The organism is Shewanella zhangzhouensis, from assembly GCF_019457615.1.
Classification (GTDB): Bacteria; Pseudomonadota; Gammaproteobacteria; order Enterobacterales; family Shewanellaceae; genus Shewanella; species Shewanella zhangzhouensis.
This window is the reverse complement of record NZ_CP080414.1, coordinates 1,223,698-1,241,947: the sequence shown is the minus strand read 5'-3', so window position 1 is coordinate 1,241,947 and position 18,250 is coordinate 1,223,698. Positions and strand designations below refer to the sequence as shown.

Below are 18,250 nucleotides of genomic sequence, written 5' to 3'. Positions count from 1 at the left end.
ATGATTTTTACCGTAGATAATCTGATAGACACCCGCCTGCCCGGTATCTCGGCAAGCCGCTGGTTGAAACGCCCTGTGTCGGCGGCCCTCCGTTTTTTACTCCACGAAGAAGAATGCAACCGCATTGCCGCCGAATTTGCCTTTATGCAGGGTGTCGATTTTGCCGGTGCCGTGCTGGAAACCCTCAACTTCAGCTTTACCGTGCCCGACAGCGACCTGGATAATATTCCGGCCAAAGGCCGGGTGGTGATTTTTGCCAATCACCCCATCGGCTCACTGGACGCGCTGGCGATGATAAAGCTCGTTGGTGAAATTCGCCCCGACATCAAGGTGGTGGCCAACGAAATCCTGATGGCCATCGAGCCCCTCCATCCCATACTGTTGCCAGTGCGCAACATGGGCGGCGGCACCCCCAAACAGCATCTGGAAGCTATTCATCGCCACCTGCAAAACGATGGCGCCCTGCTTATCTTCCCCGCTGGCGAAGTCTCCCGACTGCGCCCCAATGGTGTCAGGGACACCCAGTGGCAAAGCGGATTTTTGAAAATCGCCCAGGCCTGTGATGCGCCGCTGCTTCCCATGTTTGCCGATGCCCGCAACTCGGCCACTTTCTACGGCACCTCCATGATTTACAAACCCCTTTCCACCCTGCTGCTGGTGAAAGAAATGTTCCGCCAAAAACAGCGCACCATGCCCATCCGCATTGGTGAACTCATCGCCCTGGACGCGCTCAAGGCAAAGGACTTTGACCTCAAAACCAAAGTCACCCTGCTGAAAAACCACCTGTATCGCATCGGTAAAAACCGTCCGCCGCTGTTCAAAACCCAAAGTCCCATTGCCCGCCCCGAGTGCCGCGCCGAGTTAAAAGCGGCGCTTGGCGCCTGCGAGCATTTGGGGACCACCCAGGATGGAAAAGCCATTTACCTGTACCAGCATCAGGGTTCAAACCCCATCATGCGCGAGATTGGCCGTTTGCGGGAGCAGGCCTTCAGGGCTGTGGGCGAAGGTACAGGCAAGCGCCGTGACATAGATGCCTTCGACAGCCACTACCTGCATCTGGTGCTGTGGGACAAAGAGGCGCTGGAAGTGGTGGGCGCGTACCGTTTTGCCAGTGCCGGCAAGCTGCATCAAGAGCTGGGCGTCAACAGCCTCTATAGCCAAAGCCTGTTTGATTACACGGATGCCTTTGCCCCCTGCTTTGCCGAGGGGTTGGAGCTGGGCCGCAGTTTCGTGCAGCCAAGGTACTGGGGCAAACGCAGTCTGGACTACCTCTGGTTTGGTATCGGCGCCTTCCTCGCCCGCAACCCGCAATATCGCTATTTGTTCGGCCCGGTGTCCATCAGTGGCCAGTTACCCCTGGCAGCCAGAGAAATGTTGGTGGATTTTTATGGCCGTTATTACGGTGCCAACACCCAACTGGCAACCCCAAAACAGGCATTCAGACTGTCTGATGAGCGTCGGCGCGAGCTTGACGAGCTGTATGAGGGACTGCCCATGGAGGATGCCTTTAAACGCCTGAAGCATACGCTGTCTGGCATGGGCGTAGCCGTGCCCACCCTCTACAAACAGTACACAGAACTCTGCCATGAGGGCGGCGTTTCCTTTGCCGCATTCGGTGTTGACCCGGACTTTGGTCACTGTGTCGATGGGCTGGTGACAGTGGATCTGACCCGCCTGAAAGATAAAAAACGCGAGCGATATTTGGGCGTACACAGGCCAGAAAATGCCCAGCCAGTGCTCGCAGAGGACGAAGGAGTCTGATATACCTAGAGAAACAGGATTTCTCTGGGGTAGGTTATGGAACTCTTGATTGCCGATATTATGATCACCCGCCTGGTGACCATCGAAATGGACGACCGTCTGGTGCTGGCAAAGGAAATCTTTGATCAGGCGAGTTTTCATCACCTGCCTGTGGTGGATGAAGATGGCAGCCTGAGCGGCATGCTGTCGGAGCGGGATCTGCTGCGGGCCATCAGCCCCCATCTCGGCGCTATTGGCGAAACCACCCGCGATCAGGAAACCCTGCAAAAGCGGGTGCATCAGGTCATGACCCGCGATCCTGTGACCATAGCCCCCCATAAATCATTGGATGACGCCAGTTTACTGATGCTGGAGTTCGGCATTGGTTCGCTGCCGGTGCTGGAAGACGGCAAGCTCGTCGGCATCATCACCTGGAGGGATTTGCTCAGGGCCTACAGCCACCTTGGTCACCGCCCCTGAGCATTCTGTTCATATTTTTACATAATTTATCAAAAGCCATTCACGCCCGCCCGCAAGGCCATTCACAACCTTTTTTTATAGTGGACGCATCAAAGAAACGGAGATGCGTCCATGTCACACCCCACTCAATCCCCCAAGGAGAGCAGAAGCCGGGAGCTTAACGGCTTAGGCTTTATTGTTTTTCTGCTTTTTCCGGCACTTACCGTCACCTTCATCAGCCTCTACGGTTTGGCGCTCTGGATTTACCAGGCCGTCACCGGCGTTGCGCCCCACTGATTTTCGAGGATATTGCATATGAAATGGTTCTCTTCTATCCGGCAAACCCTCGGTAAGCCCGCACTCAGCCTGAGTCTGGGCTTTATTGCCATCAGCGCCTTTATCATGGGTATCGTGTTCTGGGGCGGCTTTAACACCGCACTGGAAGCCACCAATACCGAAGAGTTTTGTATCAGCTGCCACAGCATGGAAAGCAAGCCGTATCAGGAGCTGCAACAAACTGTGCATTGGTCAAATCACTCCGGCGTGCGTGCCACCTGCCCCGACTGCCACGTGCCCCACGACTGGAGCCGTAAAATCGCCCGCAAGATGGAAGCGTCCCACGATGTGTGGGGCTGGCTGTTCCAGACCGTGAGTACCGACGAAAAGTTTGAGGCCAAGCGTCTTGAGATGGCGAGCCGTGAGTGGAAACGTTTCGATAGAGACAACAGCCTTGCCTGTAAAAACTGTCACAACTACAAGTCGATGAAGTGGGACACCATGTCACCGCTGGCGCAAAAGCAGATGAAACGCGCCGCCGAAATAGACCAGTCCTGTATCGATTGCCACAAAGGTATCGCCCACAAGCTGCCAGATATGGGCACCGCCCGCGCCCCTGAGCTGATTGCCGAAGTGGGCAGTGGCGTCACCCCAAGTGTGGGCGAAAGCTACTTCAGCGCCCTGACCAAGCCTTTGTATCTGGATGCCACCACCGCCGAAGAAGCGGGCACCCTGAACGTGGCCACCAGGGTCAAGGTGCTGGAAACCAGCGGCAAGCGCGTAAAAGTGGCCATCGAAGGCTGGCGCAAGCGCGTGGGCGCAGGCCGGGTGATTTACTTCGACTTTGGGGTGAATATCCTCTCGGCTCAGCTGTCGCTGGATGCCGCCAAAACGCCAGACCTTATCCGCACATTTGAAGAAAAACAGGACCCCATGACGGGCCTGATGTGGGAGCGGGTTGAAGCCGACATCTGGACCGACGCCGACTACCTGCTTGGCGACATTGCCCCGCTGTGGAGCTACGCCAAAACCACCTACAGCAGCAGCTGCAGCGTGTGCCACACCCAGCCAGACGAAGCGCACTTCGATGCCAACACCTGGCCGGGCATGTTCCAGGGCATGTTGGCCTTCGTCAACATGGATCAGGACACCCAGGCACTGGTACAGAAGTACCTGCAGGAACACTCAGCCACCTTTAACAAAGATGCCCACTAAGGGGAGACAGTCAGATGAAAAGACGTGATTTTTTGAAAGGCCTGATGTCAGCCTCCTGTATGGCCATTGGCGGCAGCAGCCTGCTGAGCCCATTGAACGCACTGGCCGCGCCCCGCGGCCGTGACGAGTGGCTCACCACCGGCAGTCACTTCGGCGCCTTTAAAATTCGCCGTAAAAACGGCGTGATTGCCGAGGTCAAACCCTTCGAGCTCGATAAGTATCCAACGGATATGATTAAGGGTATCAAGGGCTTGGTGTACAACCCATCCCGTATTCGCTACCCCATGGTCAGGCTCGACTTTTACAAGAACGGCCACAAGAGCAATACCGCCGAGCGGGGCGACTTCCGCTTTGTGCGGGTGACCTGGGATGAAGCGCTGCAGCTCTTTAAAGAGTCGCTGGATGAAATCCAGACCAAATACGGCCCAAGCGGCCTGCATGCCGGCCAAACCGGCTGGCGCGCCACCGGCCAGCTGCACTCGTCCACCAGCCATATGCAGCGTGCTGTGAGCATGCACGGTAACTTCGTCAAAAAGGTAGGCGACTACTCCACCGGCGCAGGCCAAACCATTCTGCCTTATGTGCTGGGCTCCACCGAGGTGTATGCCCAGGGTACCTCCTGGCCACTTATTCTTAAAAACACCAAGACCCTGATTTTGTGGTCAAACGATCCGGTGAAAAACCTGCAGGTGGGCTGGAACGCCGAGACCCATGAATCCTTCGGCTATCTGGCTGAGCTGAAAGAAAAAGTCGCCAAGGGGGAAATTCGGGTCATCAGCATCGACCCTGTTGAAACCAAGACTCAGGCCTACCTTGGCTGCGAGCGGCTGTATATCAACCCCCAGACCGACGTGGCCATGATGCTCGCCATCGCTTACGAGCTGTATCAGCAAAAGCTGTACGACGCCGAATTTGTTAAGAGCTACAGCCTGGGCTTTGAGGACTTTTTGCCTTACCTGCTTGGCAAAACCGACAACACCCCCAAGACGCCTGAGTGGGCCGAAGCTATTTGCGGCGTGAGCGCGGCAACCATTCGCGACCTCGCCAGGGTGATGGTGAAAGACCGCACCCAAATCATGATGGGCTGGTGTATCCAGCGCCAGCAGCACGGTGAGCAGCCTTACTGGATGGCGGCGGTGCTGGCCACCATGATTGGCCAAATTGGTCTGCCCGGCGGCGGCATCAGCTATGGTCACCACTACTCCAGCATCGGCGTGCCTGCCACCTCGGCGGCAGCCCCCGGCGCCTTCCCCCGTAACCTCGATGAAGGCAAAAAGCCGCTGTTTGACAGCAACGACTTCAAAGGCGCCAGCAGCACCATTCCGGTGGCGCGCTGGGTGGATGCCATCCTTGAGCCTGGCAAAACCATCGACGCCAACGGCAGCCGGGTAACTTACCCCCATATCAAGATGATGGTGTTCTCGGGCAACAACCCCTGGAACCACCACCAGGATAGAAACCGCATGAAGCAGGCGTTCCAGAAACTGGAAGCCGTGGTCACCATAGATGTTAACTGGACCGCCACCGCCCGCTTCAGTGATATAGTGCTGCCCGCCTGCACCACGCTGGAGCGCAACGATATCGACGTCTACGGCAGCTACGCCAACCGCGGGATTCTGGCGATGCACAAGATGGTGGAGCCGCTGTTCGACAGTCTGTCCGACTTTGAAATATTCACCCGCTTCGCCGCCATCCTCGGCCGCGAGCAGGAATACACCCGCGGCATGAACGAAATGCAGTGGATTGAGCACCTGTACAACGACTGTCGTGAGGCCAACAAAGCCAACTACCCTATGCCGGATTTCGCGACTTTCTGGAAAGAAGGCTATGTGCACTTTGGTGAAGGTGAAGAGTGGACCCGTCATGCGGATTTCCGCGCCGACCCGGAAATCAACCCGCTGGGCACGCCATCGGGCCTGATTGAGATTTTCAGCCGCAAGATTGCCGCCTTTAACTACGATGACTGCCCCGGCCACCCCATGTGGATGGAGAAAAAGGAGCGCAGCCATGGTGGCCCCGGCAGCGACAAGCATCCGCTTTGGCTGCAATCCTGTCACCCGGATCAGCGCCTGCACTCACAAATGTGCGAAAGCGAAGCGTACCGCGCCACTTACACAGTCAAGAGCCGCGAGCCGGTGTACATCAGCCCCGAGGATGCCAGGGCCCGTGGCGTACAAGACGGTGATATAGTGCGGGTATTCAATGACCGCGGCCAGCTGCTCGCCGGTGCGGTGATTTCCAAGCGCTTCCCCAAAGGCGTTATCCGCATCCACGAAGGCGCCTGGTACGGCCCGGTGGGCAAGGATGGCAGCAAAGAAGGCGGCAGCGAAATCGGCGCCCTGTGCTCCTACGGTGACCCAAACACCCTGACCATGGACATTGGCACTTCCAAACTGGCGCAGGCCTGTGCGGCCTACACCTGTCTGGTGGACTTTGAGAAGTTTGAAGGCAAACTGCCCGAAGTCAGTTCGTTCACAGGCCCTGTGGAGGTAACACTGTAATGAAAACGTCTCACTCTTCGCTTGTAGAAACAGATGACGGCATGGCCGCGCACGATATGGCTGCTAATGAAATGAATGCCGTGCGTGCCTCTGTGTGGCAGCTTCTAAGCTCACTCTTTGCCAAAGAGTTAAGTGCTGAGCGCATCACTGAACTTGCCGGCGCTGACCTTTGGCAGGCATTTGCCGGGGAAGCCGAGCTTGAGGCGGCCGCCGCGCAAATCCAGAACGCCCTGATTGAAGCCAGCCAGGCTCAGGACAACAATGCCCGTCTCGAGCTTGCCGCGGATTTCTGCAGCGCCTTTTTGCAAAATGCCGAGCACTGCGCCGCGCCCTACGCAAGCCTGTATCTTGGTAATGCTGGCGAAAAAGCGGAGAATGAGACGGATGGTCATGATAAAGCTGCCCAGGCTAAAACCGAGCGCAGCCTCTACGGCGAGAAGCATCAGCTGATGAGTGATTATCTGCGCTCGGCAGGTCTTGGGCTTGCGGATGATTTTCGTGAGCCAAGCGACCACCTGGCGGTGATCCTTGCCTTAATGGCGCACCTTTGTGAGCAGGCAAGTGCTGAAAGCCAGCGGGCGTTTCTTGAAAGTGCCATTTTAAGCTGGCTGCCAGAGTTTAATGCAAGACTTGGCAAGCTTAAGCTTGTAAGCCCGCTCTACGGTGCCCTTGGCGACTTTACCCTCGCCTGGGCAAAGCTCGATGCTGAGATTTTGCGGGGCTGAACCGCATATCCCTGTTCAGTCGCGGTGGTCTGCCGCTGACCATTGAGTCAGTCGCTGATCACTGAGCCAGTCGCTGATCACTGAGCTTAATCAATTGATGGCGTTGAGCCAATCGACCAACGCCTGCAACGACGCCTGCCAAAGCTCCCTGAGTTCTGGCAGGCGATTTTCTTGCCACTCACTTTCCGTTATCTCGCTGCGCTGGAGCGCCTTTTCCTGATCAGCCGTCGCCAGTGCCAGCGCCTCCAAACCCATGCTGGCACTGGCGCCTTTTAGCGCATGCAGGCGTGTTTGACACTCATGCAAAGCCACGCCCCGTTCAAAGGCCGCAAACTGCTCTTCACTTGATGAGTGAAACTGCTGCGCCATTTCATCCAGGGTCTCGCGGCCGAGAATATCCAAATCGAGCTTAAGCTGCTCGGTGTTTAGCAAATCGCAGCTCAACGCCTCAGAGCCAGTGGTCAAGGCTTGCGCCCCGCTGACAGGTGGCGCTTGCATCTGCTTCACTTGTGTCTGCTTCACTTGTGTCAGTGACGCTTGCGTCTGTGAGGCATCCCCCAGCCAATTGCCCAGCGCCGCCAGATTAAGCGGCTTGGCAAGCACTGTCTCTATGCCCGCCTGCTGATAGCCTGCCACCGCATCAATATCAACCTGAGCGGTAAAAGCCGCGACCCAAATGCCCTCTGGCAGCGATGGTAACAGGCTCTGACCATTACCATCGGGAAGTTGCATATCCAGCATCAGGGCATCGAAACGCTCCGATGCAAGCAGTCGCCGCGCCTCGGCCAAATCCCACGCCCAGCATGCCTCGTGGCCAAGGGTGGTGAGATAACCTCGGGCCACCAGCGCATTCACCTGATTGTCTTCCACCAGCAGCACCCGCCTGGGCGATGCCGCCTCAAAGGACTGAACCACCGCCTCGGCCGGGGCTGCACTGTGAACCAACGGCAAACTGAAACTGAAGCGACTGCCAACGCCCAGCTCACTTTCAACCCGAATACCACCCTCATTGCTGCTGCCAGGCTCCTGGTCCGCTGCGGACATCAGCCATACCAGTTCACGGCTGATGGCAAGTCCAAGGCCGGTACCTCGGACCCTGCCCTGCACATCACCGGTTTCATAGGGGATAAAAAGCCGTTGCCGGGTCGCATCATCCATCCCCACACCTGTGTCGGTCACACTGAAATGAAGCCTTTGCCCCTCGGTGCTCACCCGTAACACAACAGTTCCACGCTGAGTAAACTTAATGGCATTGCCAAGCAGGTTTAACAGCACCTGCCTGAGTTTTGGGCCATCGAGGCTCACGTATTGCGGCACATCGGGCGCCAACAACTCGAGCCTGAGCCCGGCAAGGCTGGCACCGGCCAGCATCACACTCATCACCTCATCCAGCAGCCGGGGTAAATCCACAGGCGAGGGCTGAGCCTTAAGCTCACCTTTTTCAAGCCGCGAGAAATCGAGAATGTCTGATAATAGGGTCTGCAGCAGCACCGCGCTGTAACGCGACAGCCCCAGTAACTGATGCTGTGGCTCGGTAAGGCTTTTATCCTTATCGAGCAGCTCCAGAGTGCCCATTAACCCATTAAGCGGCGTGCGAATTTCATGGCTCATGGTGGCAAGGAAGCGGCTCTTGGCCTGACTAGCACTCTCCGCCGCCTCCCGGGCACTGGCAAGCTCGGCGGTGCGCTCTATCACCTTCACTTCCAGCGCCGCCTTATGGCTGGCAAGCTCACGGGCACTTTCCCGCAGTTCGCCCGCCAGTTCCTGATTACGAATGGTTTTGGTTTTAAAGGCCTCTATGGCTTCTGCCATGGCGGTCAGCTCATCGTCGCCGTGGGGGTCGAGACTGATATCGGTATTGCCCCGCGCCAAACTGTGCATGGCGGCAGTGGCTTCCCCGAGGCGCACTGCTATGCCTTTGTAAATCACCCGGTACGACACCAGCAGAATAAGCAGCAACATGGCAAGGCCGGTTCCCCACAGCCCAATGCCCGCCCAGGACAGCTGACGCAGATAGTCTTTGCGGGCCTCCAGCGCTTTGGCACTCTGGGTTTGCAGCGCCCTATCGAGGCGCTGACTGAGACCAAACAGCTTATCCTGCAGCAGCTGTTGCAATGAGTTAACCGAGCGGCTGGCGGTCAGAAACTCGGCTCTGAGTTTCAGCATCTCACCCACCTCCAGCAAACGCCGGGTTTCTTCTTCGAGCGACGCCTGACGTACAGGGTCGCGCACCAGCTGACTGACCCGCTTAAGCGGCCAGAGGCTGTTTTCTACTGCACCATCGCTTGTCCCCTCCCCCAGAATATCGCCAAGGGGCAGGCCCGAGTCTGTGCCCTCATCGGCAAGCTCGGCCACCAGAGCTATGCGGTTAATGAGCGATAAAGCGCGCTGCAACTGGCTTTGAATGTCGAGTTCCGTCTCTATGATGTCATCCAGTAAGCGGGCGCTGCGGCCCTGACCGGCCTGCTGCGGGTACGCCTGACTGAGTTTCGCCAGAATGGCGGCATCCACTACCGCAAGCTCTGCCTGTACCAGCTCACGGGCATGGGCGCTGGCAAGGGCGAGGGTCTTGGCCTGCAGGGTCAGGGTGTCGTGCAGCTCAAGCTTTCGCCCGACCCTGTTGCCAAGCTCGGCAAGGGCCGACACAATTTCACCCGAGTCACGCCCCAGGGTACTGGGGGCGTCCACGGCGGTATCTACCCCAAGGCTTTTAAGCGTCTCGGCGGCGCCCAGCAGATTGCTGGTCTCAATGGACAGCTTGCGGCCAATTAACTCCCGCTGATTTTCTTCGCTGACTCTGGCCAGCAGCTGGGTGTTTTCGGTGAGCGCCGCGGCAGACTGTGCCAACTCCCTCGCCGCATCTGATGCAGGTAACGAGCGCTCGTAGAGCATATGGTCGGCCTGTTTTACCCATTGCAGGCTCACCGAGCCTAAACTCACCAGTAACAGCAACAAGGCGGCCAGCAGCACGAAGGCCAGAATGAGGCGTCCGGACAGACTGGAGAAGGACAATGAAGGAGGGGTCACAGGCTCACCTATAGCTGGTACACTTCGGCTGTGATCATCTTACGGAACTCTTGCCGTGAACATAAGCCCCAGGATCCTTTTACTCTTGATAGCGCTGGGAATTTCGCCCGCCAAGGCCACCCCATGGCCACTAGAGCAGCGCACGCCCTTCAACGCCATCGAACAGCAAAGCAAGGCGCTGATGCTAACGCCCCTTGACCGCGCCCAATCGCCCTGGAAGCTGTGTGTGCTGGTGCCCCACTTAAAGGATGCCTATTGGATTGGCATTAACTATGGCCTCGCGACTCAGGCCAAGAAACTCGGTGTCAGCTTTGAGATGTTCGAAGCCGGAGGCTATCCCAATCACGACCGCCAGCAGACCCAGTTGGCGCATTGTTTACGGGGCGAGTTTGATGCCGTGCTGCTGGGCGCCGTTACCCCTCATTTGCTCAAAGGCTTGCCCGGCGAACTGAATAAACCGGTGCTGGCGCTGGTGAACAAGCTGGATGATCCCCGGGTGGGCACTCATATCGGCGTGAACTGGTATCAAATGGGCAGCCTTATCGGCAATGCCATCAAAAGCCAGTTCACATCAGAGGCCAGTCTGGCGCTGCTCGCCGGCCCCGAGTCTGTGGGCGGAACCGACCTGGTTGAGCAGGGCATTGGGCAGAGTATCAGTGGCAGCAAGCTCAGTATCGGCGCCATTCGCCACGCCGACAACAACCGCCATCTGCAGCGGGAACAACTGCAGCAACTGCTGGAATCGAGCCGTCCCGACGCCATTGTGGGCAGCGCCGTGGCCATTGAAGTAGCGGTCAATCAGTTCGGCCAATCCCCGCCATCCTATCCCATAGTGCTGGGAGCTAGTTATTTCTCTCCGGCCATTGCCCGCGCGCTGCAGCGCAGCAAAATCGTTGCGGCCTGTGACGACAAGGTGGTATTGCAGGGCATGGTGGCGGTGGAATTGGCGGTTAGGCAATTGCAGGGCGAATCTGCCTTTGGCGATATAGGGCCGGCGATTGTGGTCAGAACCGTCGACAACAGCGATGCAGCAGCGCTGACGGATTCATTGCCCCCAGCCGAGTTCTATCCGGTTTACCGCTTTAATCCCTGACGCTGGCAGCAAAGAGATAGCCTTCACCGTGAACAGTCACAAACAGCTCTGGGGTCAGCTTGCCACGCAGGCGGCGGATAATCACATCTATGGTGCGGTCGTTGGCATCCTCGCTGCGATGGCTGGTTTGCTGCATTAAACGCTCCCGCGACAACACCTGCCGTGGGTGCAGCGCAAAGGCCACCAGCAGCTCGAATTCCGCCTTGGTGAGCTTGATAACTTCGTCTCCCCGGGACAACTTGCGACTGCCAAGCTCAAGCACATAATCGTCGAACTCGATTCTGTCGTCGCCCTCATCCATGGCGGCCACGGCCTGCTGTTTTGCCTTGGTGACCAGGGAAATACGCCACAGCAGATTTTTCACCCGCACCAACAATTCTCTCAGCTCAAAGGGCTTGGTGACATAGTCATCGGCGCCCATTTCAAGGCCCACGATTCTATCGACGGTTTCATCCCGGCCACTCACCAGAATGATGCCCACCTCAGAGCGACTTCTCAGCTCACGGGTCAGCGACAGACCGTCGGTTCCCGGCAGATTGATATCCAGCATAATCAAATCCACATGGGCCAGCGCCAGTTGCTGCCACATGTCATCGCCATCGGCGGCCTCCAGCACCCGATAACCTTCCTTGCTGAAATAGCCTTTGAGGCGGGTGCGAATAACCGCCTCATCATCGACGACCAAAACTGTGTAGGCCATGGGGTATCTCCGGAAACTTGAATGGCACCAGTATATTCATAATTTTTCATATTTCACATTCAGGGCGAAAGAACTGAGATCCCGCTTGCAACCCCAATGCTGAAATAACGGATATCATACGTAAAAGTGGGCTTGCACTTTTACAGCAAGTACCGCATGTTTTATGCTTAAACAAGTTTCAGCGGCCAGCCAAAAGGACACACCATGGACGAGAGGCGTAAGTTCTCCCGAATTCTGTTTGATACCGAGGCCCGGCTGTTTACCGATTCCCAGGTCTGGAAAACCCGCATTCTGGACTTGAGTCTCAATGGTGCTCTGGTCGTGTCACCCGATGATTTCTCCCCTCCGGGTAACAGTCTTTCACTGGCATTCTCGCTCCCTGAGTCAGATGTGGAAGTGCAGATGCAAACCCTTATCGCCCATCGAAAACCCGGGATGATTGGGCTTAAATGCGAACATATCGATGTGGAGAGTATCAGCCACCTAAGGCGCATGGTGGAGCTGAATCTGGGGGATGCATCCCTGCTCAACCGAGAGTTGGAACACTTTATCGAGAGCCATGAAAAAGGGGACTGATGTCCCCTTTTTCATATGATTTGCACTTCGGTTTAAAGGGCTGCCAAGGCTTCAGCGAGCTTTGATACGCCTATCACTTCCATGCCCTCGGGCGGCTTTTTCGGCATATTGGCTTTGGGCACTATCGCCCGTTTAAAGCCGTGTTTGGCCGCTTCCACCAATCGTTCCTGGCCGTTGGGCACGGGCCGAATTTCGCCCGAGAGCCCCACTTCACCAAAGGCCACCAGATCCCGAGGCAAGACTTCTCCACGGAAACTGGACACCATGGCCAGCAGCAAGGTCAGATCGGCACTGGTTTCAGTCACCTTCACACCGCCAACCACGTTCACAAACACGTCCTGATCCGACATCTGCAAGCCGCCATGGCGATGCATGACCGCCAATAACATGGCCAGACGGTTGGCATCCATCCCCACCGCCACCCGCCGCGGATTGGAGAGCGCCGAGTTGTCCACCAGCACCTGCAGTTCCACCAGCAGTGGCCGTGTGCCTTCCCACACCACCATGACCAGAGAGCCACTGGAAGCCTCTTCTCCGCGGGAGAGGAAAATTGCCGATGGGTTAGCCACTTCTTTAAGGCCCCGCTCAGTCATGGCGAATACCCCAAGCTCGTTGATGGCGCCAAAGCGGTTTTTATGGGATCGCAGGGTGCGGTAGCGGCTGTCGGAGTCACCTTCAAACATCACAGAGCAGTCGATACAGTGCTCAAGCACCTTGGGGCCGGCGAGACTGCCGTCTTTGGTGACGTGGCCGACCATGATAACGGCGATACCGTTTTGCTTGGCAAACCGGGTAAGGAATGAAGCTGATTCACGCACCTGTGCCACACTGCCCGGGGAGGACTGCACATCACTCATGTGCATCACCTGAATGGAGTCCACCACTATCAGCTTTGGCTGTTCTTTAAGGGCGATGTCACAGAGGGTTTCGACACTGGTTTCTGAGAGCATCTTTAATTTGGAGGTCGGCAGCCCCAGGCGATGGGCCCGCATGGCCACCTGCTGCAGCGACTCTTCGCCGGTAACATAGAGCGCCGGCATGACTTCCGCCAGCTGACACAGGGTCTGCAATAACAGCGTGCTCTTACCCGCCCCCGGATGGCCACCAATCAGGATGGCGCTGCCGGGCACTATGCCGCCGCCCAGAACCCGGTCAAATTCGGTAAAGGAGCTCGGGATTCGGGGCAGCTCATTCAAATCGATTTGGTCGAGGGTTTTAACCTCAGATGCCCCGGCGCCTGCATATCCGCTGAAACGGCTGCTGCGGGTCGTAGTGGCGGCGCCCAGTCGCACTTCGGTAATGGAATTCCATTCCAGACAGGCGCTGCACTGCCCCTGCCAGCGGGGAAAGTCCTGACCACACTCATTGCATACGTACGCGGTTTTATTTTTTGCCATAACTGCCTAAATTCTGTATAAAATTGAGTATAGAACCCAGAAAAGCTGCCGATAATAGACTAGCAATTCCTCTCTCCGATGGCACGGCAAAAAGACAAAGACCCATGAGCCTGACCGAACATTCAGCACTGATAGAACAGCTCAAACCCCTGATGTTGGAACCCAACTTCCCGCAGGTGTTCGAGCAATTGACTGCGGGAGAGTCCAACTCGACCCGCTTTTTGCTGAAGATGGAATTAAATCGCCTCGGCTCAGAGTGCACCCGTCTGATTGATTTGCGTGACAAGTCTGAACTCCCCTGCGAAGAATTGCGTGCAGGGCGTCAAACCCATTTCCTCGACGAGCCTGCCAAACAGATTTTCCAGCAGACTCTGGCCCTGTATCAGGGTAAATACACTCTGGGCGTGTATGAAGAGGTGATGAATGCCCATCGTAAGCGCCGGCAAAAATCCCAGGAAAATCCGTCAGCCGTTTCCCCTGCAGAATCTCAGCCTTTTACTGTGCCCGGTATAGTACTCGGCAACTATTTCAGCCGCACCGAAGAGCGGATGAATTACAGCATGAAAATTCTGGTATCGCAGCCGGGGCGAGGTGAAATCCCCGGGATCACGGCTGACCTGTCGGTGGGCGGTGCCCGCATACGATTGCCATCGAGACACCCGTTTTCCCTCGATATCCCCTTGAAGGTAAAACTGGTTGAACTGAGCCAGGAGTTTTATTACGAGGATCTGCAGCACGGGGTGGAATATCAGATAGTCAGTGCCGAAGGCAATGGCGAATTTACCTGGATGCGACTCAAGCGCCTTGGCGGCTCGGAAGGGCTGTCGGAGATGCTCGCCAATCTCATTCGTGGTTATAAGTTTCGCTATAAGGTCGATATCAACGACGTGCTGGTCACGGCCACAGGTCTCGGGTTTGAGCGCCATTACCTGCCTCATTTGCCACACTTGCCGCTGTTTCTGGACAACAGGGGCGATAAGCCCAGGTTGAGCCATCTACTGTTAAGCCCTGATAATCAGGCAATTTTGCATTACTTCCAGGATGAGAACGACATCAGCCAATTGGAAGGCATGTTGACCCCCGGCAGGCTTGCCATGGCCCTTCGCAATGCCGATGACGCCGAACACCGCACCTTTTTTTGCTTCACCCATAACGCCAACGGCAAACTGTTTTTCTATTCAGCGACCCTGGCTGAGCTTAAACACCGTAAAGAGCGGGAGCTCTTTTTTGGCTTCGGTGCGGGCAAACCCAGTTGGCGGGTGTTTAAGTTAACCCTGGATACCATAGATCACGGCAAGCGATACAAAAGTTCGGTGATCCCCGGAGACCCGGAAAACTATTCCGCCCTGACCGAGCAACAGCTCGCCAGCTTCAGCCACGTACTGCAGCTGATGGACCTGACCCATGACCCCGCGAAGTCGCAATATAAAGGCTGGTACAACAATGCCAACGCCAACGCGCTTAAAGTCTATGGCCAGAAGAAAACGGTTCAAAGCAGCATTAAACAGGTATCACTGGAATTCAGTGAGCGGCGCAGGGAGGCCAGGTTTGCCTTTAAAACCCTGGCAGAAATTCACCAGGGTGGTTTGAAGGTACAGGGACTGAGCAACGACATTTCCAGTCGTGGGCTACAGGTGGTGTTGGATAATGCCAGTGCCTTTGAAGAAGGCAAACCCGTGACCCTCTCACTGCCAAAGCTGCAGGCCATTGCCGGTAAAAGCCGCTTGGTTGACCTGCCCTATCGCCTGGTGAAATCCCGCAAGGACGGCATGGTACTGCACCTTGCAGCTATCATTGGCCATGAAGTACATCCCGGGGTCGAATTTCTCAACAAGCTGATTGTCCATAATCGGGAGAAGCTTACCCAGCTCAGCGAAAACAACAGTGACATTAAAGAGCTGTCGGACGGCCTGAAAAACCTGGTGATGCGCAAGCTTTACGGCGTGCCTTTCTTTATCGAAAAAACCGCCAAGACGCAGGTTGTCAGCTTCCTCGGCACCAGCGTGCAGGGCCATGACATAACCGACATGTTTGCTGCGCTGAGCAGCGAGCCTCAGCATTATAATCTGTCACCACTGCTTGGAAATGGCATACTGAAACAGGCGGTCCTGGACCCCATACGAAACCTGCGCCCCAACGATGAAATGAGCTACGTAGAGCTGTTTGTGCAGGTGATGCGGCAATCCAGAGGCGGCATACTGCTGAAGTTTGTACCTTCCGAAGAGCTGGGGTCAGTCGACACACAACTGAACTTTATCAACCAGAGTAATCAGGTGGGTAAGTTTATGGCTATCCGTCTTTACCGCGGCGCCACAGGTAAACCAGACAACAGCTGCATTCGCCGGGAACTCGAATACATACATATACACGCGCAGCACAAGGCCAAGCAACTTGAAGAACAGTTGTGGCGCATCGTTGGCGTGGGAGAGTTACTGGATGTCACGGACGAAGTTGTGCTTCGTTTCCCGGCGCTGGCCCAGTAAAAAGCGGCCTAGTTAACCGGGTCTTTCAGCGCCGTCACATCAAAGCCAAGCAACCAGTCAGCCACCTCCATAAAATGATCCGACGGGGCATCAAGGTGTGTCAGCATGCCTGCGTGGTCGTAGTCGTGGCGATATCCACTTTCCCGTGACAGCAAGGTATAGCGGGCATCGGCTGCGCAGCATTCTGCCATCATGTCTTTCACATCACTGGGGTTACCCAGCACAGTATCCCGGGCACCCGCAATAAACCAGGCCGGTGGCAGGCCATTGGCCCTGGCCGCGTTGGCATAGTCAAAACCGTCATCATGATCTATCCAGTCACCACGCACCCAGTCGATGCTCTCGCTGAGGGATCTGATACTCTCGTTATCCATCCCGAGTTTCAGGCTATCGGCCGGTAAATATCCGCGCTGTGTGGCGATGGCTGGGGCGAGCCGGTTCCAGAACATGTCCACCATCCACCATTTTTTAAGCGAGCGGGTTCGGATGGTTCTTTTGCTGCCAAAGGTCAGCAAAGACCGCACCCTGGCGGCCATGTCCGGGTATCTCACCAGGCTGCTTGCCATCAGAACTCCGCCCCAGGAGTGGCCACACCAGTGTACACCCTGCGTTAACGGATGGCGCTCGAGAATGAATGCCTGCACCAGAGGTAACTGCTCGCGGATAACCTTGCCCTGCCCCGGGTCAATACCTTTGGACAGCTTTGGGGTACTCAGGCCCCGTCCCGCCGTGTCCAGTACATACACTTCAAACCCCTGCCGGGCCAAAAAGCTCGCCAGTCCCCGCCCAGAGTCGCTGTAAAACACCCGGCCATTGGACATGGCACCGTGAAGCATCAGCAAGGGTGAGCGCGCAGTAGAAGGGGAAGCAGGACTGATATGCCTCAGGTGCAACTGACCGCCGTCGTAAGGTAAAAACAACGATTGCTGGGAAATAGTGTCTTTTTGCTGGGGGCTGAAAGAAGCTTGGGTCGAAAGCGCTGTCATGGTTATCAAGGTCTGTGCCTGGGCCTATATTCAATCAGGCTAAACCAGAGCACAGACAAAACTCAAGAGCAATTACTCAAACCTTCGGGATTTCAGGCTTGTAGCAAGAAGGGAAGCACCCTCAAATCCAGGGTTTGAATACGGGCATCGGCAGCTGCAGCCAGTTTGGGCTTGGCATGATAAGCGATACCAAAGTCGGCTCGCTGCACCATGGGAATATCGTTGGCACCATCACCAATGGCGAGGCGTTGACCGTCTTTAATACCGTATTCATCGCCGAGTCGACTGACTACATCGGCCTTGAAGTTGGCATCGACCACGGTACCTGTCACTTCGCCCACCAGCTTGCCATCGGCAATGACCAGCTCGTTGGCAAAGGCAGCGTCCAACCCAAGCGTGGCCTTGAGATGCCCCACAAACGGCGTGAATCCGCCAGAGGCCACCACCAGCTTCCAGCCATGGGCTTTTAGCTCGGCCAGCATCTCGGTCAACCCGTCCATCAGCGGCAGGCGGGCGCACAGGGTATCGATAATGCCTGAATCGGCACCGGCCAACTTTGCCACCCGTTGACGCAGGCTCTGCTCGAAATCAAGCTCTCCCTGCATGGCCCGCTCGGTAACTTCGGCGACGGCTTCACCAACACCCGCCATGGCAGCAAGCTCATCGATGCACTCAATCTTGATAGCTGTAGAGTCCATATCCATCACCAGCAGTCCCGGATGACGCAGTGAAGGCAGAGATTCGGTGACGGGAAAAACTTCCAGGCTGGCTACGCCATCAAATGCTTTCGGCAGATTGTCCTGTCCGTTGGATACCAACTCCAACCCTTTGAGGGCATTGCTTCTCACCAAGGGGGCGACCGCACAGTTAAGCTCTGCAAGGCGAGTAAAAATCAGCTCCTCAGTGGCTTTGGTTTCCCACACCAATCTCACCCGCTCTCCTTGTGGCGCTTGCCCTTCTTCATACAGGCTCAATTTGCCCTGGCGAGAAGTCGCCAAAGCGTGAAGACGGGTTTGCAGCACATACTCAGAGGTGTTTTCCATGGGTGAGAGTTCTCCGGCTATCCGCTTGA

At 56.4% G+C, this 18,250-nt stretch carries 14 protein-coding genes; 9 read left to right on the top strand and 5 right to left on the bottom strand.

Going from position 1 to position 18,250, the window contains the following annotated elements:
* From olsF to torD, 6 genes are all read left to right on the top strand, one after another.
* A complete protein-coding gene (gene olsF / locus K0H63_RS05375; RefSeq protein ID WP_220067051.1) occupies nt 1-1,761 on the top strand; it encodes a bifunctional ornithine lipid synthase OlsF in 1,761 nt (586 codons plus the stop codon).
* A gap of 36 nt (nt 1,762-1,797) precedes the next feature.
* On the top strand, nt 1,798-2,220 hold the full coding sequence (locus K0H63_RS05370; protein ID WP_220067050.1) for a CBS domain-containing protein: 423 nt from the start codon (nt 1,798-1,800) through the stop codon (nt 2,218-2,220).
* A 111-nt stretch (nt 2,221-2,331) separates the two neighbouring features.
* Complete coding sequence (locus tag K0H63_RS05365) at nt 2,332-2,496, top strand: periplasmic nitrate reductase, NapE protein (RefSeq protein WP_220067049.1); 165 nt, start codon at nt 2,332-2,334, stop codon at nt 2,494-2,496.
* 18 nt (nt 2,497-2,514) lie between these two features.
* Nucleotides 2,515-3,690: a pentaheme c-type cytochrome TorC gene (gene torC / locus K0H63_RS05360; RefSeq protein WP_220067048.1), complete on the top strand. Its 1,176-nt coding sequence runs from the start codon at nt 2,515-2,517 to the stop codon at nt 3,688-3,690.
* Nucleotides 3,691-3,704: 14 nt separating this feature from the next.
* Nucleotides 3,705-6,191: a trimethylamine-N-oxide reductase TorA gene (gene torA / locus K0H63_RS05355; RefSeq protein WP_220067047.1), complete on the top strand. Its 2,487-nt coding sequence runs from the start codon at nt 3,705-3,707 to the stop codon at nt 6,189-6,191.
* Nucleotides 6,192-6,232: 41 nt separating this feature from the next.
* Nucleotides 6,233-6,916, top strand: a complete 684-nt coding sequence (gene torD / locus K0H63_RS05350) for a molecular chaperone TorD (RefSeq protein ID WP_220067046.1) — start codon at nt 6,233-6,235, stop codon at nt 6,914-6,916.
* 90 nt (nt 6,917-7,006) lie between these two features.
* Here the strand turns inward: torD and torS are convergent, their stop codons facing one another.
* Nucleotides 7,007-9,943, bottom strand: coding sequence for a TMAO reductase system sensor histidine kinase/response regulator TorS (torS, locus tag K0H63_RS05345; protein WP_220067045.1), 2,937 nt, complete (start codon nt 9,941-9,943; stop codon nt 7,007-7,009).
* A 55-nt stretch (nt 9,944-9,998) separates the two neighbouring features.
* Between torS and torT the strand changes: the two genes are divergently transcribed.
* The gene (gene torT / locus K0H63_RS05340) at nt 9,999-11,036 is read left to right on the top strand and encodes a TMAO reductase system periplasmic protein TorT (protein ID WP_220067044.1); all 1,038 of its coding nucleotides are present in this window, start codon (nt 9,999-10,001) and stop codon (nt 11,034-11,036) included.
* Here torT and torR read toward each other — a convergent pair.
* The gene (torR, locus tag K0H63_RS05335) at nt 11,026-11,736 is read right to left on the bottom strand and encodes a two-component system response regulator TorR (RefSeq protein ID WP_220067043.1); all 711 of its coding nucleotides are present in this window, start codon (nt 11,734-11,736) and stop codon (nt 11,026-11,028) included. The two genes, torT and torR, sit on opposite strands and share 11 nt — an antisense overlap.
* Before the next feature lie 204 nt (nt 11,737-11,940).
* On the opposite strand from torR, the gene K0H63_RS05330 reads away from it, so the two are divergent.
* Nucleotides 11,941-12,312, top strand: a complete 372-nt coding sequence (locus tag K0H63_RS05330; RefSeq protein ID WP_220067042.1) for a PilZ domain-containing protein — start codon at nt 11,941-11,943, stop codon at nt 12,310-12,312.
* A gap of 32 nt (nt 12,313-12,344) precedes the next feature.
* On the opposite strand, the gene radA is transcribed toward K0H63_RS05330, so the two are convergent.
* A complete protein-coding gene (gene radA / locus K0H63_RS05325; protein WP_220067041.1) occupies nt 12,345-13,709 on the bottom strand; it encodes a DNA repair protein RadA in 1,365 nt (454 codons plus the stop codon).
* A 104-nt stretch (nt 13,710-13,813) separates the two neighbouring features.
* Here radA and K0H63_RS05320 point away from each other — a divergent pair, with 104 nt between their 5' ends.
* On the top strand, nt 13,814-16,192 hold the full coding sequence (locus tag K0H63_RS05320; protein WP_220067040.1) for a PilZ domain-containing protein: 2,379 nt from the start codon (nt 13,814-13,816) through the stop codon (nt 16,190-16,192).
* 8 nt (nt 16,193-16,200) lie between these two features.
* On the opposite strand, the gene K0H63_RS05315 is transcribed toward K0H63_RS05320, so the two are convergent.
* Nucleotides 16,201-17,178, bottom strand: coding sequence for an alpha/beta fold hydrolase (locus K0H63_RS05315; RefSeq protein WP_220067821.1), 978 nt, complete (start codon nt 17,176-17,178; stop codon nt 16,201-16,203).
* Nucleotides 17,179-17,270: 92 nt separating this feature from the next.
* On the bottom strand, nt 17,271-18,221 hold the full coding sequence (gene serB / locus K0H63_RS05310) for a phosphoserine phosphatase SerB (RefSeq protein WP_220067039.1): 951 nt from the start codon (nt 18,219-18,221) through the stop codon (nt 17,271-17,273).
* Nucleotides 18,222-18,250 lie beyond the last annotated feature (29 nt).